Source organism: Alpinimonas psychrophila (genome assembly GCF_014137865.1).
Taxonomy (GTDB): Bacteria; Actinomycetota; Actinomycetes; order Actinomycetales; family Microbacteriaceae; genus Alpinimonas; species Alpinimonas psychrophila.
Map to the genome: position 1 here is coordinate 77,170 of NZ_JACGWU010000007.1, position 21,219 is coordinate 98,388.

General features: G+C 57.7%; 18 protein-coding genes, 1 tRNA gene and 1 pseudogene. 15 read left to right on the forward strand and 5 right to left on the reverse strand.

The genetic code is table 11. The features are described 5' to 3' along the window. The first annotated feature begins 13 nt into the window (after positions 1-13). The 3 genes and pseudogenes from FB555_RS09400 (at position 14) to FB555_RS09410 (ending at position 3,091) form a co-directional block, all read left to right on the forward strand. The gene (locus FB555_RS09400; RefSeq protein ID WP_182485220.1) at positions 14-1,351 is read left to right on the forward strand and encodes a GAF domain-containing protein; all 1,338 of its coding nucleotides are present in this window, start codon (positions 14-16) and stop codon (positions 1,349-1,351) included. A gap of 86 nt (positions 1,352-1,437) precedes the next feature. Further along, a pseudogene (locus FB555_RS09405) lies at positions 1,438-2,699 on the forward strand (aldehyde dehydrogenase family protein). Beyond that, positions 2,699-3,091 carry a DUF779 domain-containing protein gene (locus tag FB555_RS09410; RefSeq protein WP_182485221.1) on the forward strand — a complete coding sequence of 131 codons (393 nt, stop codon included), beginning with the start codon at positions 2,699-2,701 and terminating at the stop codon, positions 3,089-3,091. Before FB555_RS09405 ends, FB555_RS09410 begins: the two are co-directional and overlap by 1 nt. On the opposite strand, the gene radA is transcribed toward FB555_RS09410, so the two are convergent. Next, complete coding sequence (gene radA, locus FB555_RS09415; RefSeq protein WP_182485222.1) at positions 3,088-4,452, reverse strand: DNA repair protein RadA; 1,365 nt, start codon at positions 4,450-4,452, stop codon at positions 3,088-3,090. The two genes, FB555_RS09410 and radA, sit on opposite strands and share 4 nt — an antisense overlap. An 84-nt stretch (positions 4,453-4,536) precedes the next feature. Here radA and FB555_RS09420 point away from each other — a divergent pair. Then, positions 4,537-4,626: transfer RNA gene (locus FB555_RS09420), tRNA-Ser, on the forward strand. A 123-nt stretch (positions 4,627-4,749) separates the two neighbouring features. On the opposite strand, the gene FB555_RS09425 is transcribed toward FB555_RS09420, so the two are convergent. Beyond that, positions 4,750-5,001, reverse strand: coding sequence for a hypothetical protein (locus FB555_RS09425; protein WP_182485223.1), 252 nt, complete (start codon positions 4,999-5,001; stop codon positions 4,750-4,752). 448 nt (positions 5,002-5,449) lie between these two features. Between FB555_RS09425 and FB555_RS09430 the strand changes: the two genes are divergently transcribed. The 3 genes from FB555_RS09430 to FB555_RS09440 all read left to right on the forward strand — a co-directional run bounded on the left by FB555_RS09430 (position 5,450) and on the right by FB555_RS09440 (position 8,311). After that, the gene (locus FB555_RS09430) at positions 5,450-5,989 is read left to right on the forward strand and encodes an NUDIX hydrolase family protein (RefSeq protein ID WP_182485224.1); all 540 of its coding nucleotides are present in this window, start codon (positions 5,450-5,452) and stop codon (positions 5,987-5,989) included. A gap of 121 nt (positions 5,990-6,110) precedes the next feature. Then, entirely contained in the window at positions 6,111-7,166 is a 1,056-nt protein-coding gene (locus FB555_RS09435; RefSeq protein WP_182485225.1) for a hypothetical protein, read from the forward strand. 86 nt (positions 7,167-7,252) lie between these two features. Further along, positions 7,253-8,311, forward strand: a complete 1,059-nt coding sequence (locus FB555_RS09440; protein WP_182485226.1) for a hypothetical protein — start codon at positions 7,253-7,255, stop codon at positions 8,309-8,311. 6 nt (positions 8,312-8,317) lie between these two features. Here FB555_RS09440 and FB555_RS09445 read toward each other — a convergent pair whose 3' ends face one another. After that, positions 8,318-8,797: a hypothetical protein gene (locus tag FB555_RS09445; protein ID WP_182485227.1), complete on the reverse strand. Its 480-nt coding sequence runs from the start codon at positions 8,795-8,797 to the stop codon at positions 8,318-8,320. 41 nt (positions 8,798-8,838) lie between these two features. On the opposite strand from FB555_RS09445, the gene FB555_RS09450 reads away from it, so the two are divergent. Both FB555_RS09450 and FB555_RS09455 read left to right on the forward strand, forming a co-directional pair. Then, positions 8,839-9,375 carry a 2-phosphosulfolactate phosphatase gene (locus tag FB555_RS09450; protein WP_182485228.1) on the forward strand — a complete coding sequence of 179 codons (537 nt, stop codon included), beginning with the start codon at positions 8,839-8,841 and terminating at the stop codon, positions 9,373-9,375. Between the two features lie 35 nt (positions 9,376-9,410). Further along, entirely contained in the window at positions 9,411-9,713 is a 303-nt protein-coding gene (locus FB555_RS09455) for a DUF427 domain-containing protein (protein WP_182485229.1), read from the forward strand. Between the two features lie 5 nt (positions 9,714-9,718). Here FB555_RS09455 and FB555_RS09460 read toward each other — a convergent pair whose 3' ends face one another. Together FB555_RS09460 and FB555_RS09465 are read right to left on the reverse strand one after the other, a co-directional pair. After that, complete coding sequence (locus FB555_RS09460) at positions 9,719-10,177, reverse strand: SprT-like domain-containing protein (protein WP_182485230.1); 459 nt, start codon at positions 10,175-10,177, stop codon at positions 9,719-9,721. A 4-nt stretch (positions 10,178-10,181) separates the two neighbouring features. Beyond that, a complete protein-coding gene (locus FB555_RS09465; RefSeq protein WP_182485231.1) occupies positions 10,182-11,042 on the reverse strand; it encodes a spermidine synthase in 861 nt (286 codons plus the stop codon). Between the two features lie 232 nt (positions 11,043-11,274). Here FB555_RS09465 and rpoB point away from each other — a divergent pair, with 232 nt between their 5' ends. The 6 genes from rpoB to rpsG all read left to right on the forward strand — a co-directional run bounded on the left by rpoB (position 11,275) and on the right by rpsG (position 21,185). After that, the gene (rpoB, locus tag FB555_RS09470; RefSeq protein WP_182485260.1) at positions 11,275-14,769 is read left to right on the forward strand and encodes a DNA-directed RNA polymerase subunit beta; all 3,495 of its coding nucleotides are present in this window, start codon (positions 11,275-11,277) and stop codon (positions 14,767-14,769) included. 41 nt (positions 14,770-14,810) lie between these two features. Beyond that, on the forward strand, positions 14,811-18,686 hold the full coding sequence (gene rpoC, locus FB555_RS09475; protein ID WP_182485232.1) for a DNA-directed RNA polymerase subunit beta': 3,876 nt from the start codon (positions 14,811-14,813) through the stop codon (positions 18,684-18,686). A 165-nt stretch (positions 18,687-18,851) separates the two neighbouring features. Beyond that, positions 18,852-19,553 carry a hypothetical protein gene (locus FB555_RS09480; RefSeq protein WP_182485233.1) on the forward strand — a complete coding sequence of 234 codons (702 nt, stop codon included), beginning with the start codon at positions 18,852-18,854 and terminating at the stop codon, positions 19,551-19,553. Continuing rightward, on the forward strand, positions 19,550-20,071 hold the full coding sequence (locus tag FB555_RS09485) for a hypothetical protein (protein WP_182485234.1): 522 nt from the start codon (positions 19,550-19,552) through the stop codon (positions 20,069-20,071). The genes FB555_RS09480 and FB555_RS09485 overlap by 4 nt, the downstream gene beginning before the upstream one ends. 269 nt (positions 20,072-20,340) lie before the next feature. Next, the gene (gene rpsL, locus FB555_RS09490; RefSeq protein WP_182485235.1) at positions 20,341-20,715 is read left to right on the forward strand and encodes a 30S ribosomal protein S12; all 375 of its coding nucleotides are present in this window, start codon (positions 20,341-20,343) and stop codon (positions 20,713-20,715) included. Next, positions 20,715-21,185 carry a 30S ribosomal protein S7 gene (rpsG, locus tag FB555_RS09495; RefSeq protein WP_182485236.1) on the forward strand — a complete coding sequence of 157 codons (471 nt, stop codon included), beginning with the start codon at positions 20,715-20,717 and terminating at the stop codon, positions 21,183-21,185. The genes rpsL and rpsG overlap by 1 nt, the downstream gene beginning before the upstream one ends. Positions 21,186-21,219 lie beyond the last annotated feature (34 nt).

Consider the following 21,219-nt stretch of genomic DNA (forward strand, 5'->3'; position numbering starts at 1 on the left):
TTAAGCTTTGACGGTGACGAGCCCCTGGTTGGCCGACAGCGATGTTGTAGCCCAGACGCAAATTCGCTCCTTGGTGCGCGAATCGTGGGAGCGTGCACAGAAGGTTCGGCTAGATCCCGAACGTCTTCTCTCTCCGTTGGAGTTTGAGCGCGACGAACTCGGAGATTACCGTCAAGCCCACCCTTTGGCGACCGTGATGCCCGTCATTCGTAAGCTTCTCGTGCAGGATGCCGACAACGACTCGGGCATGCTTGTTGCTGTGGGGGACGCCATGGGTCGACTGCTGTGGGTGGAAGGAGACACCGGCCTGAAGCGAAGAGCCGAGGCGATGATGTTCGTTGAAGGGGCAGACTGGAGCGAAGATGCTGCGGGGACGTCGGCTCCAGGCACGGCGCTCGCACTTAATCACGGTATCCAGATTCGCCGGGACGAGCATTTCAACAGGCTCGTGCACGCCTGGAGTTGCACTGCCGTTCCTGTTCATGACCCCGAGACTCGCAACATCATTGGCGTTATTGACATTACCGGCGACGAGCAAGCTGTGGATCGTCACACCATGCCGCTTATGGAAGCGACCGCGCACGCCGTCGAAACTGAACTCATGTTGCAACGCTTTCGTATGCGGGCCGAGGGTATCTCTGGCCTCGGTTCGCCATCTGGCACTGAACACTCGCCCATGATTTTCTTTGATTCTTCCCTGGCCACTTTAGACGTCCGGTCCAAGCCGGGGACAGCTCGGGGAGTTGTCAGAGTTCATAAGGCCCTTCGTCCCACACTGCACATTCTCGGGCGAGATACCGCTCTGTTGAGTGTGGCGGGTAAGACTCTCGAGCTCACGCCGCGCCATGCGGAAATTGTGACGCTCCTGTCGCGGAGTCGGTCGGGACTGTCAGCCGAACGACTCACGGAACTGTTGCACGGGTCGCCCGAGGGAGTGGCCACGGTTCGCTCAGAAATGGTGCGTCTGCGACGAGTGATCGACAATTTCCAACGTGGGCTTTCACCGACGTCAAAGCCGTATCGTTTACCTGAGCCCCTGGAACTTGATGCGCAACAGGTCGTGGCGCTCCTCAATCGCGGGGCCCATCGAGCGGCGTTTGCGGCCTATCGGGGAGCAATCTTGCCACGATCTCAGGCTCCGGGAATTCAGGATATTCGGGACGACGTCGCCGGCCGCCTCAGGGAGGCAATGTTGGCCGATGCGTCCGCAGAGCTCCTCCTCGAATATGCGCAATCGGAGGGTGCGTTGGATGACCTCGAGGTCTGGAGAACGGTCCTAAAATTATTGCCCGCAAAGTCTCCAAAGCGAGCCGGAGTCGTGGCTCAGATCGAACGCCTCGAGTCGCCTTAGGGCCTGCAACATTTTGCAACCCTCTGTTGCGTAGTGTCGGCTGTGCCTAACATGGCACCCCAGACAACGACGTCGAAAGGGACACGATGACTGTCTACTCAAACCCCGGAAAACCCGGATCCGTAATGACCTACAAGACTCGCTATGACAATTTCATTGGCGGAAAGTATGTCGCTCCATCCTCCGGCTAGTATTTTGAAAACATCACGCCCGTAACCGGTCAAGTGTTCTGTGAAATGGCACGCGGAAATGCCAAGGACGTTGACATGGCTGTCGCTGCCGGTTAGAGAAACAATGGCTGCCGACATCCCCCTCGCCATTGATCACTTCCGCTATTTCGCGGGTGCCATTCGTGCCCAAGAGGGCAGTATCGGCGAGCTGGATCACGACACCGTGGCCTATCACTTCCATGAACCCCTCGGAGTGGTTGGCCAGATAATTCCCTGGAACTTCCCGATTTTGATGGCCGTGTGGAAACTTGCTCCTGCACTCGCTGCGGGAAACTGCATCGTACTGAAACCAGCAGAGCAGACACCCTCCTCCATTCACGTACTCATGGGACTGATCGAACACCTCATCCCTGACGGAGTGCTCAACATTGTCAACGGCTTTGGCATTGAGGCGGGTGCTCCACTGGCATCGCACAATAACATCCGCAAGATTGCGTTCACGGGGGAAACGACAACGGGGCGTCTCATCATGCAATATGCGAGCCAGAACTTGATTCCTGGGACTCTCGAGCTTGGTGGCAAGAGCCCCAACGTCTTCTTCGAGGATGTTGCGGCTCACAAAGACAGCTATTACGAAAAGGCCCAAGAGGGCTTCACCATGTTTGCCCTCAACCAGGGCGAGGGTCTGCACGTGCCCCTCGCGCGCCCTCGTTCAGAAGTCCATCTACGACGGTTTTGTCGAGGACGGAATCAAGCGCGTTGGCAAGGTCATCCAAGGAAACCCTCTTGACACAAACACAATGATCGGCGCCCAGTCTTCCAACGATCAGTTGGAGAAGATTCTGAGCTACATCGACATCGGCAAGCAGGAGGGTGCAAAGCTCCTCATCGGTGGCGAGCGGTCGGATCTCGGCGGAGAGCTCTCGGGTGGCTTCTACATGCAGCCCACGGTGTTCGAGGGGAACAACTCAATGCGCATTTTCCAAGAGGAAATCTTCGGGTCCGTTTTGTCGCTCACGAGCTTCAAGGACTACGACGAGGCAATTGATATTGCCAACGACACGCTCTATGGTTTGGGCGCAGGAGTGTGGAGCCGGAGCGCTGACACGCTGGATCACTACCAGCAGACAAAGAACCTTCTTGTCAGCTACGCCGAAGGCCCCATGGGATTCTTCTGATGCCATACGCGCGAGTCGAGGTAACAGGTGACGCAGCAGAAATGCTGCGTCACCTGTCCACCACGTACGGAAGACTCATGTTTCACCAGTCTGGCGGCTGTTGCGATGGAAGCTCGCCCATGTGCTTTCCCGTAGGAATGTTCATTACCAGTAGCGCGGACATTCTCCTTCAAACCATCGAAATCGAAGGGCTCGATCCCATCGAGTTTTATATGTCGGCGTCACAGTTCGAGTACTGGAAGTACACGCATCTCACGATCGACATTGTTCCCGGACGGGGAAGCGGTTTCTCGATCGAAGCCCCGGAAGGAAAGCGCTTTCTCATTCGGTCGAGGATGCTCACGGACGAGGAGATTGAATACTTTGGTCTCTTCAAGAAAGTGCCACTCTAAAAGGCGGCGTCGATTTCCTTTTCGCGAGCATCCTTCGTCGTATCGAAGGCTTTCTGTAGCGCGGTCCGCAACGTTCCCGCGCTCTGATCAATTCGGGTCGTGAACCCCAGTCGCGTCGCTTCCGCTTGCCTTTGCTTGCCTGAGGAAACCTGCCTGATTTCGCCCGCCAAACTGATTTCCCCAAATGCAGCCACCGTGTGGGCGATGGGCTTGTCGTTGAAGGCGCTCGCAACCGCGATGGCGATCGCCAGATCAGCACCAGGTTCCGTGAGCCGAACGCCACCTACCGTGGAGACATAGACATCCTTGTCCGAAAGCGATAAGCCTGCCCGACGCTCGAGAACGGCGAGAAGCATGGCGAGCCGCGAAGAGTCGACACCATTCGTCACGCGACGCGGGTTGGGTGCGCTTGATGCCACCACTAACGCCTGAATCTCGACGGGAAGAGGCCGTCGGCCCTCCATGGCAACGGTTGCACACGTGCCCGAAACGGGAACAGGGGAGCGACTCAGAAACAGCCCACTGGGGTCGGGGACTTCGGCAATACCGTCTCCGTTCATTTCGAAACAACCCACTTCATCGGTGGGCCCAAAGCGATTCTTGAGAGCGCGCACAAAACGAAGGGCCGTCTGACGATCACCCTCAAACTGGCAGACAACATCGACGAGATGTTCTAGCAGGCGTGGCCCCGCGATGGAACCGTCCTTCGTCACGTGTCCAACGAGTACGACCGGAAGTCCTCGGTCTTTGGCAACACGAATCAGCACGGAAGCAACTTCACGCACTTGACTCGGCCCACCCGCGAGGCCTTCGACGGTGGAGCTGGCGACGGTTTGAACCGAGTCGACAATGAGGAGCTGTGGTTTAACTGCCTCGATTTGGCCCAGAATGGTTCCGAGATCCGTCTCGGCGGCGAGGAAAAGGTTGTCGTGGAGAGCGCCCGTTCGGGTCGCCCGAAGTCGCACCTGGCTGACAGATTCTTCGGCACTGACGTACAGGACTCGGGCGCCTTGCGATGCGGCGCGAGAAGCGACCTCCAGCAGAAGCGTGGACTTGCCGACTCCGGGTTCGCCAGAGAGAAGGATTGCCGCGCCTGGCACGATGCCACCGCCCAGAACGCGGTCAAACTCGCCAATGCCACTGGGCCAGTGCTGCACGTCGCCGTTCTCAGGAATCGTCGTTATGGGGCGGGCGATGCGATCTGATGCCACCGTCACGGGTGTCAGCCTTGCGAGGATCCCGGTCTTAGCGGTGGCCTCAACGACTGTCCCCCATTCCTGACATTCGCTACAGCGACCCGCCCATTTAATGGTGGTCCAACCACACTCAGTGCAGCGATATCCGGGGGTTGCCTTTGCCATGCAGCAAGCCTAGCCGTGACTACTGACCCTGACTTTGGGGGACGGATTGGCGAACATCGTGCGCTCTCGCGTAAACTCATCCTCGGTTCCGTGTCCGAGCGGCCGAAGGTGCAACTCTCGAAAAGTTGTGTGGGTGAAAGTCCACCGTGGGTTCAAATCCCACCGGGACCGCCAATCATCAAGACCTCCCTTTTGGGGGGTCTTTTTGATTGTGGGGGTTATAAGGGTTGGGATGTGCGAGGAGACGCATCGCGTCGACGGTTTCCACTGGGACCTTCAATTATCACGACATCCCCACTAAAGGTTGTTCACCATCCATTGTGCGATGTCGGCCTCAAGCCCGTCGCAAGAGTAGCCCGAAGTCCCGGTGGTGCCTCCGACATGAAGAATGAGATAGCAGTCAGCAATTTTCTCGATGTTGGTCCCGAGAAATGCAGGCATAAACACGGCAAATATCTGAAGCTGATAGTAGGCGGTGAGGACATGCCCTGCTTCGTGAACGCTGACCTGATACCCAGCCTGGGCAAAGAGCCGCGGTGGATGGCGCATACGGTGCGCGCGTGTAAACACCGCCACAGATTGAGGTATTTGGATCGCACCAGGTTGCATCGAAGATGACAGAAACCGGGAGACCGGTGAGGGACTGAATGGTTCCCACTACGTCCTCCCTGGTAAACGAACCGCTGGGGGCAGCGTTAGCGTCACGCTGAGCCTGCTGTTCCTCCGCAATTCGCGCGGTGTCCCACCTCATCATTTTCCCTGCGGCAATTAGATCCGCCTCAAAACGACCTTTCCATACCACATATGGTATCTCGTCAGCATGGGTTCATGTTTGCCTTCATGAAATCCCGACGCGTCTTCTTGAGAGGCGTAGGGGCCGCAGAAACGTCCGTTGGGTGGGGTCGGCTGCAGGAGGCCACGATATTCGTTCGCTGTGATCACTGCGACGTGGAACGAATGTCATGCGGATGACATGTGCATCAGGTAAGAATGAGTCATGACCGTGAGAACCCCTGACCCCAATTCCGGCTGGCTGAGCGATGACGAACTAGCGTCGATTCGGCTGAGGCTGCCGCTGCTTTATGTCGAAGCGATTCCCGTGCGTGTTGATGGAATGGGACAAGTGATCGAGGTGGGGCTCCTTTTGCGGGCTACCAGCGTGGGCGGGATGAAACGCTCCATAGTGTCGGGACGCGTGATGTACGGAGAAACGCTTCGGCATGCACTTTTTCGCCACCTGGAGAAAGACCTTGGTCCCATGGCATTCCCGCTCCTGCCCGCAAGTCCCACGCCTTTTCACGCGGCCGAGTATTTTCCAACCCCAGGAGTGTCAGCCTTTACGGATGACAGGCAGCACGCCGTTTCGCTTGCGTACGTTGTTCCTGTCACGGGGACGTGTGATCCTCGGCAAGATGCCCTAGAAATAACCTGGTTAACGCCCCAGGAAGCAGCGAGTGCCGCTGTCAGTGATGAAATGGAAGGTGGACGGGGCATCCTGCTCCGCGCAGCCCTTGCCTCCGTCGGCCGCCTGGGGTAGCGATCGATAAAGTCTGGCGCAAGGGCCAACACCTCGGCACGGCTCGCGAGATTAGCACGAACACCCTTTCATGGTTCATTATTAGGTATCTGTAGGTTTTTGAGTGGGGAAAGAGACGAACGTGTCTGAGAACATTGAGTTCCGCACCGCCAAGCGCGGTTTTGAACCTTCCGACGTTGACCGCGCTTTTGCCCAGATCACGAGTCGCATTGCGAACGCACAAGAGTTGCGCGATGGAGCGGAAAAAGACATCGAGCGGCTCAATCGTGAATTGCATGAAGCCCGCACCGCCGTTAAGCGGGCAAACTCTAAGCCGACTTTCTCCGACCTTGGAGCAGCTTTCGAGCAGACCCTTCGGGTAGCTGAGGAACAAGCCGGCAAGCTTCTTCAAGACGCCAGTGCAGAAGTTTCCATGGTTCGAGACTCTGCAAAATCGGATGCCGATCGCATCCAGGTTTCTTCGGAAAGGCAGGCTCACAAGCTTCTCACTGAAGCGGAAAAGCGTTCCGAAAAAATCAGAGAAGACAGCACCAAGCGCTCGACAGATCTCGTGGGTGGTGCGGAAGCTCAACTCGCCGCCGCGAATGCGGCGCTCGTTGCTGCCGCTCAGAGCATTGAGGCGATTGAGAAGAAAGCGAGTGCGGATACGCGCGAGATTCTCGACAATGCCAAACTTCAAACGGATCAGGCCCATCGTGAAATGGCCACGTTGAGGGACCTCAACACTCGCGACCAGTTGCGGATTGAACGCGAGATTGCCGTGACACGCGAGAAAGCGGTTCGTGAGAACGAGCGCCTGGCTGATGAAACGTCAACGTATATTGCCGAAATATTGGCCGACGCCCAGGCCCAAGTAGTCGAAGCAGAGCGCAAGGCCAACCAGCTTGTGGCCGAAGCCGAGTCCCTGTCATCAAAAACGCATCAAGAATCTGACCTTTTGCGGCGCACAGCGCAAGAGACTGCGGCCGGAATTATTTCTCGGGCACAGGATCGAGCTCAGGCACTGAACAATCAGACGTCCAAGTACAAGACAAAAGTACTTGCCGAGGCTGCAATGACGATTGCTAACCTAGAAGAGGCGCGCCTTCGGATTCTAGATTTCAATACTGAACTGTCGGCCATGGATACGGATGACCCTGCGAACGCCACCCAGGAAGAGCCTGTCGTTAGTTTTTGAGCCGCATCGTCGGCTGATGTGTTTGGTATTGTTGAGTTGATTTCTGGGAATTATCTTTCTCAGGCCTATTTTTCGGGAGAAACATCATGGAAGACATTGGGACGTTCCGTACTGCTCGCCGAAGCGGATACGACACTGAGGACGTGACCCGAGCTTTCGCGGAGATTAGTTCCCGCGTCGAACGTGTTGAGGTCGAGCGTATTTCTGCCGAAAAGACCGCCGAGCGCCTGTCGCGCGAGTTGGCCGAGGCCCGCGCCACCGTCAAGAGGGCGAGTTCAAAGCCGAGCTTTGCTGACCTTGGTTCCGCTTTCGAGCAGACCCTCAGGGTTGCCGAAGAGCAAGCCAGCAAAATGGTTCAAGACGCCGCGGCTGAAGTTGCGGCCCTTCGTGAGAATGCGCGGGCCGTTGGCGAACAGCTGACGCGTTCCTCTCGCGGAAGCTCTGAAAGGCTCGTTTCTGAGGCCGAAGGATTTTCGGAGGAACTTCGCGTCGAAAGCGAACGTCGTGCGGCAGAGTTGGCATCTGCTGCCGAAGCCAAGCTCATCGAGGCGAATACGTCTACCGAGACCGCCCAACGTAAGGCCGCCGGCCTCGTGGCTGACGCTGAACGTGAAGCGGCAGAGATTCACTCGACGCTTCACCAGCAAGCGGAGGATGTCAAAACGGAGCTTTCCATGCTCCGTCAGATTGCCGAACGTGAACAGCTTCGGATCGTTCGAGAAATTCGTGTTGCTGCCGATCAGGATGAACGTGATCGCCTTGCCCTGCACGAGGAATCCGTCCTTCAGGTTCACACCGCGAGCGAGCAGGCGGCCCAGAAAGTCCGGGAAGCATCAGAAGTTGCGGCTGGACTGAGTAACGAGTCTGATATTTTCGCCGCGGCAGCACGAGCAGATGCAGAATTCATTCTGCTGGGTGCCCGCGAGACAGCCAATGGACTGATTTCACGCGCACGGAGCAGAGCGGAACGCTTGACGACCCGCTACAACGAACATGCTTCGGCGATTCTCTCGGAGACCGAACAGAGGATGGCTTGGCTCGAGGAACAACGTGTTGCTCTCGACAGCTTCGCTTATGCGTTGCGTTCAATGGGGTCCGCGGAGTCCCTTGTCTCTATCGATGAGTCTGACGCGCAGAGTAAGTAGCTGTTCCTAATCCTCAAGATTCCACGACGCCGAGAGTTTGCGAAGTCGGCTGGCGCGATACTGCCAGAAGATCCACATGCCGAACCAGATCGCTGGAGTTGCTAGGCCCGCTTTGACAACAAGACGGTCTCTATAGAGGGTCTCGCCTGACGTTCCGGCCGATATTGCCATCCGGTGGTCCCAGTCATGAGTAATGGCCAGGGGCCCGGTCAAGGCTTTACCGGCGTCGATCATCATTCGAACACCACCAGGTTTCTCGGTGAAACTGACATCGATGGTCTGGGTGCCCATAGGAATGATGCCCAGGAACGAAATAGCCACGCGGTGGGGGCCATCTGCCGTCCAATTCGCGGGAAAACCGTTCGGTTCGAGGGACTTTATTTTAAGAAGTGGGCTTGATACGGCCCGAAAGACTGCGGGGCGAGTGATGGCTTCCCAAGCCTCGTCGGGCGGGCAGTCGAGCGTGAGCTTGAGAAAAATGTTCATGGGATTCCATTCCGGGGCACGGGCAATGCAAGAATTTATGTGTGACTTCAGTAAATACTCCTCCCGCGACTGCCCAAAGTCAGTATCAAGTTCGCTTAGATTGGGGAGCGGCCGGCGTCGCCCGCATCAAAGATAAAGCCGATATCTGTGTCTGGATAGACGTTCTAGCTACGATACCGCGACCAACGGGGTTAGGTTCGGTTGTTTTGGCAGGTCTGAATAACCGCGCGAGCGTGGCGAAATGGATTCTTTCGGAGCAAGTGCGACGCGGGGATCGAACCTCTATTGCCATCATCGCCGCGGGAACCGCGGAGGGACAATTTGCGGTCGAAGATTTTCTTGCTGCCGGTGCGCTGATTGATGAGCTCGCAACTCTCGGGATTGATTTTTGTTCTCCGGAGGCTGCTTCGGCTGCCGCCGCTTTTGTGGGGCTGAAAGGCGCCGTGGGCCATCTCGTGACCGCGTCCGTGGCCGGCCGCGAGTTGAGTGCTGCGGGGGTTCGCCCAACGGTGCTCGCTGCTGGCAAACTTGACTCCGTTGACTTATTCAACGAGGCCGACACCGCCCATCTGACGTAGGGTAAATACCCTCAACCGAAGATAAGGACAATGTTATGAAAGCAATTCTGAATGGCACCGTTATTGCGGACGCCCCCGAAGCCGATCTCATCAAGATTGAGGGAAACTGGTATTTCCCTCCGGCAAGCGTGAAAGCGGAGTTTCTGACGAAGAGCCCGACGCCCTATACGTGCCCATGGAAGGGTGTCTGCCAGTACTTCACGGTTTCAGACGGCACACATTCCTTCAATGATCGGGCGTTTAGCTACCCGGAGCCTTACCCCGCGTCGTTCGAGCGCGTAGGAGCAGATTTCAGTAACTATGTCGCGTTCTGGAAGGAAGTCCAGGTCACTGAATAATGTGACTAGCTCACGTTGCGTTTCGTCCACACAATGAGGTTGACGCGGGAGAAACCTCGCCCACAGACTCCGCAGGACAGTGGTTTGAGGGGTTTGCGAAAGCGGTGATGGGCGTGGCCACCAGGGCACGCGCCGACCCACGGTGCGAGCTCGTTGGCGGCGCTCCCGTCGTGGGTGCGCTTCCCGTCGTAGCCGAGCTCGTCAGCGGTGCGCTTCCAGAGGGCTCCGTGCCCGGCGCGGGGGCCGGCGAGGGCATGAGCAATTTCGTGCAGCAGGACCTGGTGGATTTCGTCGTCCTCATAGCGGGCGGCGAGATATTTTGAAACCGAGATGTGACGGTCGGTGAAATTGCACAGTCCGGCGCGGGTTTTGGCGTTGTCGAATCCAAATGACCAGACGCTGGCATCGAGGTGCAACCGGATGAGGGCATCCGCCCATTTTCGAACGCGGTCGAGATCTGCCATCGTGCTATTTCTTGCTTACCTGAAACAGAGTCTTGTTGGGAGTGGGGGAGGCGATGGCCGTGGCATCGAGCACGATGGGGGCATTTGCGATGAACTGCTTGAGCTCTGCGCCAGCGACAGCTTTGGCCGGGTGAGGGCCACCGGCCAGGATTCGCGGAAGCCATTCGCCGATTCCGTCGTCCGCGCTCGCCGCCAACACAACGTTTCCGAACCGACGACCCTTGAGGACTTGAACATCGGCGAGGGCCATGACGTGGGGAAGGACAGCCTGAAGAGTGGCAGCCTGGCCTCGGGCGAAGGCAAGCCCGGGGCCATCGGCGACATTCACAATGAGAACGCCTCGGGCACTGAGGAGTCTGGCCGCCTCACGATAGAACTCGAGACTGGTGACGTGGGCGGGCGTGCGCGCGCCGTTGAAGACATCCACTATGACGACATCGGTCGCGCCCAGAAGGCCAGTCGGAAGCTTACCCATCACCTCGCGGGCATCCCCGTAGCGAATTCGGATGCTGGCGTGGCGGGGGAGGGGGAGATGCTCGCGAACGAAGTCAACGAGGTCTGCCTCAAGCTCAATGACCTGCTGGCGCGAGCCGGGACGCGTTGCGGCGAGGTAGCGGGGAAGCGTGAGAGCACCGGCGCCCAGGTGCACGGCGGTCAATGGTTCACCCGGCATACCAATTTGGTCCACAACATGACCGATCCGACGAACGTATTCAAAGAAAAGCTCACCCTCGTCGTCCACGAAAACGTGGGACTGCGGCGTGCCATCGACGACCAATATAAACGCGCCCTCTTGATAGGGGTCGGGTTCAATCGTGGCGGTCAATCCGGAAGCGCGAAGAACGGTGCTCGGATTGTGGGCCATTCCCCCACCCTACCGATTCTTAACTGGACATGGGTTAGTGAACAGGCCTATAGTTATACTTTGCGCTCTGAAGAATTCTCATGCCCTCATATTGCGGTGGACATGAACATTTCTCGGCTCGTGGATCACTCCATGAGTTGCCCCACTTTAGTGGGCTTTTTTGCGAGAGCGCAAGATCCATCACATCGACCGACACCATGAGGGCCTGACGGGGTCCACGGAGGTTATTTCCTTGGCTGCTGCGCGCAACGCAAACACCACCAAGTCCATTAAGAACGGTCGAGGCGCTTCGCGTCTTTCGTTCGCGAAGATCACGGACACACTTACTGTCCCCGATCTGCTCGCACTTCAGACGGAGAGCTTTGACTGGCTCGTCGGAAATGAAGGCTGGCAGAAGCGGGTGGCTGAAGCTAAGAAGGCTGGTCGTCAAGACCTCGCTTCGCGCACAGGTCTAGAGGAGATCTTCGAGGAGATCTCTCCCATCGAGAACCTCGATGAGACCATGCAACTTAGCTTCACGAATCCGTACCTCGAGCCTGAGAAGTACTCGATCATGGAGTGCAAGGAGCGCGGCAAGACTTTTGCTGCTCCCCTCTATGTCGAGGCTGAGTTCATGAACCACGTCACGGGGGAAATCAAGACCCAGACCGTGTTCATGGGCGACTTCCCGCTGATGACCCCGAAGGGTACATTCATCATCAACGGCACCGAGCGTGTCGTTGTGTCGCAGCTTGTGCGTAGCCCCGGTGTGTACTTCGACCGCACGCAGGAGAAGACCTCCGACAAGGACGTTTACTCGGCTCGCATCATCCCTAGCCGTGGAGCATGGCTTGAGTTTGAGATCGACAAGCGCGATCAAGTTGGTGTTCGCATCGACCGTAAGCGCAAGCAGTCAGTTACCGTCTTCATGAAGGCTCTCGGTCTCACCACCGAAGACATCATGAACGAATTCAAGGGCTACGAGTCCATTGCCCTCACATTGGAGAAGGATTCCATCCTCACCAAGGAAGAGGCGCTCAAGGACATCTACCGCAAGCTTCGTCCGGGCGAGCAGGTTGCTGCCGAGGCGGCACGTGCTCTGCTGGATAACTTCTACTTCAGCCACAAGCGTTACGACTTGGCTAAGGTCGGTCGTTACAAGATCAACCGCAAGTTGGGCCTTGAGGCTCCAATGAACGAGTCGGTCTTGAGCGTCGAAGACATCATTTCGACGATCAAGTACTTGGTCGCGTTGCACGCAGAAGAGACCACTGTTCCGGGAACCCGCGAGGGCAAGAAGGTCAACATTCGTCTCGACGTCGACGACATCGACCACTTCGGTAACCGTCGTATTCGTGCCGTGGGTGAGCTCATCCAGAACCAGGTACGCACCGGTATGTCCCGCATGGAGCGTGTCGTTCGCGAGCGCATGACCACGCAGGACATCGAAGCAATTACGCCTCAGACTCTGATCAACGTGCGCCCTGTCGTCGCCGCGATCAAGGAGTTCTTCGGAACCAGCCAGCTCTCGCAGTTCATGGACCAAAACAACCCCCTCGCGGGCTTGACGCACAAACGTCGCCTTTCCGCGCTGGGCCCCGGTGGTCTCTCCCGTGAACGTGCCGGTGTTGAAGTTCGAGACGTTCACGCCTCGCACTACGGCCGTATGTGCCCCATCGAGACCCCTGAAGGCCCGAACATTGGTCTGATCGGCTCGCTGGCGTCGTTCGCCCGTATCAACGCATTCGGTTTCATCGAGACTCCGTACCGCCGCGTCGTCAAGGGCGTTGTCACGGAGAACATCGATTACCTCACCGCAAGCGAAGAAGACGAGTTCATCGTTGCTCAGGCCAACGCGCCTTTGACGGCTGATGCTCGCTTCGCCGAAGAGCGTGTTCTCGTTCGTCGTAAGGGTGGCGAGGTTGAACTCGTTCCTGCTGCTGACGTTCACTACATGGATGTCTCCCCTCGCCAGATGGTGTCGGTTGCAACCTCGCTCATTCCGTTCCTCGAGCACGACGATGCGAACCGTGCTCTCATGGGTGCCAACATGCAGCGTCAAGCTGTGCCCTTGCTTCGCAGCGAGAGCCCCATCGTTGGAACTGGTATGGAGAGCTTCGCGGCTATTGATGCTGGTGACGTCATCACCGCGGAGAAGGCCGGTGTGGTCGCTGAAGTTTCAGCCGATCACGTTTCGGTCCTCCTCGATGAGGGTGGCACGCAGGATTACTTCCTTCGTAAGTTCGATCGCTCCAACCAAGGCACGAGCTATAACCACCGCGTCATCGTGACGGCCGGCGAGCGTGTCGAGGTAAGTCAGGTCATCGCTGATGGCCCGGCCACCGAAAACGGCGAGCTTGCTCTCGGCAAAAACCTGCTCGTGGCATTCATGCCCTGGGAAGGTCACAACTTCGAGGACGCGATCATCCTCAGCCAGCGTCTTGTGGCTGATGACATCCTGAGCTCCATCCACATTGAGGAATATGACGTGGATGCGCGCGACACCAAGTTGGGTAAGGAAGAGATCACTCGCGACCTTCCCAACGTCTCGCCTGAACTCATCGCCAACCTCGACGAGCGCGGCATCATTCGTATCGGTGCAGAGGTTCGCCCCGGCGATATCCTCGTCGGCAAGGTCACGCCCAAGGGTGAGACCGAGCTTTCTGCCGAAGAACGTCTGTTGCGTGCCATCTTCAACGAAAAGAGCCGCGAAGTGCGTGACACCTCGCTCAAGGTTCCTCACGGTGAGTCCGGCACGATCATTGCGGTCAAGGTATTCGACGCTGCAAATGACGAAGACGAGCTCGGCTCGGGCGTCAACCAACGCGTTGTTGTCTACATTGCTCAGAAGCGCAAGATCACCGAAGGTGACAAGCTGGCTGGTCGTCACGGCAACAAGGGTGTTATCTCCAAGATTCTCCCCGTTGAAGATATGCCCTTCTTGGCCGACGGTACCGCCGTCGACATCGTTCTCAACCCCCTCGGTATTCCGGGCCGCATGAACTTCGGTCAGGTACTCGAGACCCACCTTGGCTGGATTGCTCAGCAGGGCTGGAAGGTTGAAGGCACGCCTGCTTGGGCTGGCCGTCTCCCCGAAGCTGCATGGGAAGCTGCCCCCGGCACCAAGGTGGCAACCCCCGTGTTCGACGGTGCCCTCGAGGAAGAAATCGCTGGTCTGCTCGACTCGACCATCAAGACACGTGACGGAGAGCGCCTCATCGGCTCCTCCGGCAAGGCTCTGTTGTTCGATGGTCGCTCCGGCGAGCCCTTCCCTGAGCCCGTCTCGGTTGGGTACATGTACATCTTGAAACTCCACCACTTGGTAGATGACAAGATTCACGCCCGGTCGACTGGCCCATACTCGATGATTACGCAGCAGCCTCTCGGTGGTAAAGCACAGTTCGGCGGACAGCGTTTCGGTGAGATGGAAGTGTGGGCCCTCGAGGCTTACGGTGCCGCGTACGCGCTGCAAGAGCTTCTGACCATCAAGTCCGACGACATTGTCGGCCGCGTGAAGGTCTATGAAGCCATTGTCAAGGGCGAGAACATTCAGGAGCCGGGTATCCCCGAATCCTTCAAGGTTCTCATCAAGGAGATGCAGTCCCTCTGCCTCAACGTTGAAGTTATCGGTTCCGACGGCCAAGTCGTCAGTCTCCGCGACACCGACGACGAGGCTTACCGCGCAGCAGAAGAGCTCGGTATCAACATCTCCACACGCTTCGAGTCCTCGTCAATCGACGAGATCTAACCGAAGTCAGACTTTCAAAGAATCTAAGGAAAGAGTAGACATTGCTCGACGCAACCACTTTTGACGAGCTTCGCATTGGTCTGGCCACGGCAGACGACATCCGTCGTTGGTCCTTCGGCGAGGTTAAGAAGCCAGAAACTATCAACTACCGCACGCTGAAGCCAGAGAAGGATGGTCTCTTCGGAGAGCAGATCTTCGGCCCCTCGCGTGACTGGGAATGCTCCTGCGGCAAGTACAAGCGGGTGCGCTTTAAGGGCATCGTTTGTGAGCGCTGCGGCGTGGAGGTCACCAAGTCCTCCGTTCGTCGCGAGCGCATGGGCCACATTGAGCTTGCTGCCCCCGTTACGCACATCTGGTACTTCAAGGGTGTTCCGAGCCGGTTGGGCTACTTGCTCGACATGGCTCCGAAAGACCTCGAGAAGGTCATCTACTTTGCGGCCTACATGGTCATCAGCGTAGACATCGAAGGCCGTCACGCCGACATGCCTGGACTTGAAAACGAGCTTCGTCTCGAAATCAAGACCTTGGGCGACCAGCGCGACTCGCGGATCGCCGAGCGCATGTTGCGCTTGGAGACCGACCTTGCTGCTCTCGAAGCAGAAGGCGCAAAGGCTGACCAGAAGCGTCGTGCCAAGGACGTAGCTGAAAAGGAAATGGGACAGATCCGCAAGGGCCTCGACGAGGAAATTGCTCGCCTGGAGCGCGTGTGGGATGACTTCCGCAACCTTAAGGTCGGCGACCTCAAGCCCGAAGACGCCGTTTTCAATGAACTCGTTGACCGCTTCGGAATCTACTTCGAGGCCTACATGGGTGCCGAAGCCATCAAGAAGCGCCTCGAAACTTTCGACCTCGTCACCGAGGCTCAGGATCTACGTTTGGAAATCGTTGAGGGCAAGGGTGCGAAGAAAATTCGCGCCATCAAGCGCCTTCGCGTTGTCTCTGCGTTCCTGACGACCGGCACCTCGCCGGCTTCGATGGTTCTCGACGTTGTTCCCGTCATTCCTCCCGAGCTGCGCCCGATGGTTCAGCTTGACGGTGGCCGGTTCGCAACGAGCGACTTGAACGACCTCTACCGTCGTGTCATCAACCGCAACAACCGTCTTCGTCGTCTGCTTGATCTTGGTGCTCCCGAGATCATCGTGAACAACGAGAAGCGCATGCTTCAAGAGGCGGTTGACGCACTGTTCGACAACGGTCGTCGTGGCCGCCCCGTTACCGGTACCGGTAACCGTGCGCTCAAGTCGCTCTCGGACATGCTCAAGGGTAAGCAGGGTCGTTTCCGTCAGAACCTGCTCGGAAAGCGCGTTGACTACTCCGGTCGTTCCGTCATCATCGTCGGCCCTCAGCTGAAGCTGCACCAGTGTGGTCTGCCTAAGCAGATGGCACTCGAGCTCTTCAAGCCATTCGTTATTAAGCGTTTGATTGACCTGAGCCACGCTCAGAACATCAAGAGCGCAAAGCGTATGGTTGAGCGCAGCCGCCCCCAGGTGTGGGACGTGCTGGAAGAAATCATTCGCGAGCGCCCCGTGTTGCTTAACCGCGCACCAACGCTTCACCGTTTGGGCATTCAGGCGTTCGAACCTCAGCTCGTCGAGGGTAAAGCCATCCAGCTTCACCCCCTCGTGTGTGCCGCGTTCAACGCTGACTTCGATGGCGACCAGATGGCCGTTCACTTGCCACTCTCGGTTGAGGCTCAGGCCGAGGCTCGCATCTTGATGCTGGCTTCGAACAACATCCTCAAGCCTTCGGACGGCCGCCCCGTGACCCTGCCTACGCAGGACATGATCATTGGTCTTCATCACTTGACCACTGTCAAGGAAGGCGCCATCGGCGAGGGCCGCGCGTTCTCGTCGGTAGCCGAGGCAATTTTGGCCAAGGACCAGCACACGCTGGATCTGAACGCCATGGCTCGCATCCGCATGCACGACGTCGTCTTCCCCGAGGGCACTGCCCCCGAGGGTTATGTCAACGGTCCCGTTTTGGTCACCACCTCGCTTGGGCAGGCTCTGTTCAACGAGACGTTGCCCGATGACTACCCCTACGTTCAAGAAGTTGCGGACAAGAACGAGCTTTCTCGCATTGTCAACGACCTCGCCGAGCGCTACCCCAAGACCACGGTTGCGGCCACCCTTGACAACATCAAGGATGCTGGTTTCCACTGGGCTACTCGCTCGGGCGTCACCGTTGCTCTCTCGGACATCTTGACTCCTCCGAACAAGCGCGAGATCGTTGCTGGCTACGAAAAGTTGGCTGCCAATGTTCAGGTCGAGTTCGAAAAGGGCATGATCACAGATAACGAGCGTCGTCAGGAACTCATCAAGATCTGGACGGATGCTACGCAAGAAGTTGCCGAAGCTATGCAGAAGAACTTCCCCAAGGACAACACGATTAACCGCATGGTTACGTCGGGTGCTCGTGGAAACTGGCTGCAGGTTCGCAACATTGCCGGTATGCGTGGTCTGGTGAACAACCCTAAGGGTGAGATCATCCCTCGTCCGATCATTTCGTCCTACCGTGAGGGTCTCTCCGTTGTGGAGTACTTCATCGCAACTCACGGTGCGCGTAAGGGTCTGGCCGACACGGCTCTGCGAACTGCAGACTCGGGATACCTCACACGCCGTCTCGTAGACGTCTCGCAGGATGTCATCATCCGTGAAGACGACTGTGGTTCGACTAAGGGTCTTGACCTGCCGATCGTTATCCAAGATGCAACGGGTGCCTTCGTTCGCGACAGTAATGTTGAGAACTCGGTCTACGCTCGTAGCCTCGCGGAAGATGCCATTGACGCCAACGGCGTTGTTGTGGCTAAGGCTGGCGCCGACGTCGGTGACGTTCTCATCGACACGCTCATCGCGGCTGGTGTCTACGAAGCCAAGGTTCGTTCGGTTCTCACGTGTGAGTCCGCTGTTGGTGTGTGTGCTGCCTGCTATGGTCGTTCGTTGGCCACCGGCAAGCTCGTCGATATCGGTGAGGCCGTGGGTATTATTGCGGCCCAGTCGATCGGTGAGCCGGGAACTCAGCTCACTATGCGTACCTTCCACACGGGTGGTTCGGCATCGGCTGATGACATCACGCAGGGTCTTCCCCGCGTCCAGGAGCTCTTCGAGGCTCGTACCCCCAAGGGTGCGTCGCCCATCGCCGAGACCGCTGGTCGCATCACGATCGAAGACACCGACAAGAGCCGCAAGATCATTCTCACGCCGGATAACGGCGACGAGGCAGTGATTTACCCCGTGCTCAAGCGTTCAACGCTCCTCGTCTCTGACGGTGACCACGTTGAACTCGGCCAGCAGCTCCAGGTCGGCACCGTCGACCCGAAAGAGGTTCTTCGCGTGCAGGGCGTTCGCGCTGTGCAACGTCACCTCGTCAATGGAGTTCAGGGCGTCTACCGCTCGCAGGGTGTCCCCATCCACGACAAGCACATTGAGGTCATCGTTCGTCAGATGCTTCGCAAGGTAACTGTTGTGGAGCACGGAGACACCGATCTTCTGCCCGGCGAGCTCGTCGACCGTTCGCGGTACACCGAGATGAACCGTGCTGCTCTCACCGAGGGCAAGAAAACCGCATCGGCTCGTCAGGAAGTCCTCGGTATTACCAAGGCCTCGTTGGCAACTGAGTCGTGGCTGTCCGCCGCCTCCTTCCAGGAGACGACCCGTGTCCTCACGCAGGCCGCCATGGAGGGCAAGTCTGACCCTCTCGTCGGTCTCAAGGAGAACGTCATCATTGGAAAGCTCATTCCTGCCGGAACCGGATTGGCGCGTTACCGCAACATCTCGGTCGAGGCAACGGAAGAAGCTAAGGCTGAGCGTTACCCCAACCGCATCTTTGCGGCAGAGGGCGACTTCACCGAAGCTGACCTGAGCTTCGTCGACTTCGAGTCCTTCTCGTCGGATGACTTCTCCGGTAACTACAACTAAGAAAAGGGATTCTGTGAGCTTCGGCCCATGGACCCCGGCACAAATTTCGTGAAAACGAGTTTGTGGCCACGCGAGAGCCCCACCTTCGGGTGGGGCTCTCGTCGTTGTATAGTGACGCGATGAACCGGTTATGGCGAAAAGTCACACGAGCGAAAGGGATTCCTGATGAGTAACCTAACTCAGGAGCATCCGGAGTTTTTTAAGGCACCCTCCGAGCGTGACGTGCCGGCCGAACCGGCAACCGTGGCTACCATCGATGACATTCTGGATGAGGTGACGCCTGCCGCGCCGATTCTCGGCCAGATTGGTGTCCGCCCGGCCAGCAATCGTCGAGCCGGTGCCCTCATCGCTCTCTTCGGTGGGCTACTCTTTGCGCTCCTTTATGCCGCGGCTGCCTTCGGCATTATTGCCCTGCGTCAGCCGACGGAGTTCGTCTACTCCAGCACATTGTCCTTCCTTGCGACACCCATCTTCTGGCTCACCTCCGCCTTGTTCACGGGGCTCTTTGCCTTGCTCGCAATCCTCGTCAATCGTGGCCCCTGGATCTCTTTCGTTGCGGGAAGTTTCGTTCTCGGCGTCCTCACGTATGCTGCCGCACTGGGGGCGGGCCTCATCTCAATCCATGCGTGGGCCCTCACTTTTGTTGAAGCGCGCACAACGCTGTGGGACAACATCGCCTTTAGCCCTCTTGTCCTGATTGCCCCCATCCTTGGGCGTGAAATTCCGCTCTGGCTTGGCGTTTGGATTTCTCGACGAGGTAAGCGTCTCAGGGAGGGAGCCACCCTCACCGCAACTGCAACTGCAACTGCAACTGCAACTGCAACCGCCGGCGCTTCCGCCGTGCTACCCCCCGCTTTACTGCAGTGACCGGCAATAAAGGAGAGCCGGCGGGCGACCCGCGGAGGGCCCGTGATCCCTCTACGGCATCCATCGTGGGAATCTCAATGTTCGCTGTCGGCGGGTTCTGGGCCTTGAACGTTTTTGGCTTAGGAATGATGAGCTTGCTCGTTGGCCGGGATGTCATCACTAATCCGCGCGCGGGCGTTGTTCTGGGACTCGCAATGGTCGCCGCGGCAACTCTGGCACTTGTCGGTGGACTTCTCACAGTGGCGTTGCGTCGTGCCGTGACCGTTCGAATCATCTCGGTCGCGGCAATAGTGGCGAGCGTCTATGGGGCATACCTCTTGGGCGGACTATTGGCGTGGATTCTTTTCTCGACGGGGCCGCCGGGAGAGAGCCTATTCTTTGTTCTTGGGCTGGCTGGTGACTGGCCATCGCTGATTATCGCGGTCAATGCCCTTATCGTGTCGCTCGCGTATTTCGGCACCCTGAGTTACCGCTTACGGCATCACGACCCATTTGACCCCAGGCTCGCCTCGGGCTAAGCTTTTGCCTTGGTGCGTTTTGTCGCGTGCTTTCGTTGAGCCCTCGGGTTTGGCAAGCGCCTGACACTCGAACCGTGCATCACAAAAGGGTCCTATTCGCAGTAAGAAATTTCTGTGGTCGGCCCCCACGGCATACCTACCATCATCAACTCGGCACTCGCCTTGTTGGGTAGGTCCAATTGAACTCGTGCCTTTTGACTCGTCGAAAGAAGCCCGAATGCTCGTCATCAATAACAGCTGTCACCGTGCAGTTTTTCCAAGGAGAACTAGTGCCAACTATTAACCAGTTGGTTCGCAAAGGACGCTCACCCAAGGTCACCAAGACCAAGGCTCCCGCCCTCAAGTCGAACCCCCAGCAGCGCGGCGTATGCACGCGCGTCTACACGACCACCCCCAAGAAGCCCAACTCGGCTCTTCGTAAGGTCGCTCGTGTCAAGCTCAGCAACGGCACCGAGGTCACCGCCTACATCCCAGGTGAAGGCCACAACCTCCAGGAGCACTCAATGGTGCTCGTTCGCGGCGGTCGTGTGAAAGACCTCCCCGGTGTGCGCTACAAGATCATCCGCGGTGCTCTTGACACCCAGGCAGTAAAGAACCGCAAGCAGGCTCGTAGCCGCTACGGTGCGAAAATGGAGAAGAAGTAATGCCTCGTAAAGGTCCCGCTCCAAAGCGTCCCGTTGTTGCCGATCCCGTATACGGCGCCCCCATTGTCACTCAGCTCGTCAACAAGATTCTTCTTGATGGCAAGAAGGGTCTTGCTGAGCGCATCGTTTACGGTGCTCTCGCTGGCGTAACCAATAAGTCCGGTCTGGATGCGGTTGTCACCTTAAAGAAGGCTCTCGACAACATCCGCCCCACACTTGAGGTTCGTTCGCGTCGTGTTGGTGGATCGACCTACCAGGTCCCCGTTGAGGTCAAGCCTCACCGCGCTAACACCCTTGCTCTTCGCTGGTTGACCAGCTACTCGAAGGCTCGTCGTGAAAAAACGATGACCGAGCGGCTCATGAACGAGATTCTCGATGCCTCGAACGGTCTCGGCGCCGCTGTCAAGCGTCGCGAAGACACCCACAAGATGGCCGAGTCGAACAAGGCCTTCGCGCACTACCGCTGGTAGTCACCAACGCGTTTGTCTTTTTAATCACTTTTAA

Bases quoted from the DNA above. Each gene is read 5' to 3' on its own strand.
- FB555_RS09425 (WP_182485223.1), bottom strand. From the start codon at position 5,001: ATGCGCCATCCACCGCGGCTCTTTGCCCAGGCTGGGTATCAGGTCAGC.
- FB555_RS09410 (WP_182485221.1), top strand. From the start codon at position 2,699: ATGCCATACGCGCGAGTCGAGGTAACAGGTGACGCAGCAGAAATGCTG.
- FB555_RS09465 (WP_182485231.1), bottom strand. From the start codon at position 11,042: ATGGCCCACAATCCGAGCACCGTTCTTCGCGCTTCCGGATTGACCGCC.
- FB555_RS09480 (WP_182485233.1), top strand. From the start codon at position 18,852: ATGAGTAACCTAACTCAGGAGCATCCGGAGTTTTTTAAGGCACCCTCC.
- FB555_RS09445 (WP_182485227.1), bottom strand. From the start codon at position 8,797: ATGAACATTTTTCTCAAGCTCACGCTCGACTGCCCGCCCGACGAGGCT.
- FB555_RS09430 (WP_182485224.1), top strand. From the start codon at position 5,450: ATGACCGTGAGAACCCCTGACCCCAATTCCGGCTGGCTGAGCGATGAC.
- FB555_RS09460 (WP_182485230.1), bottom strand. From the start codon at position 10,177: ATGGCAGATCTCGACCGCGTTCGAAAATGGGCGGATGCCCTCATCCGG.
- rpsG (WP_182485236.1), top strand. From the start codon at position 20,715: ATGCCTCGTAAAGGTCCCGCTCCAAAGCGTCCCGTTGTTGCCGATCCC.
- FB555_RS09455 (WP_182485229.1), top strand. From the start codon at position 9,411: ATGAAAGCAATTCTGAATGGCACCGTTATTGCGGACGCCCCCGAAGCC.
- radA (WP_182485222.1), bottom strand. From the start codon at position 4,452: ATGGCAAAGGCAACCCCCGGATATCGCTGCACTGAGTGTGGTTGGACC.
- FB555_RS09440 (WP_182485226.1), top strand. From the start codon at position 7,253: ATGGAAGACATTGGGACGTTCCGTACTGCTCGCCGAAGCGGATACGAC.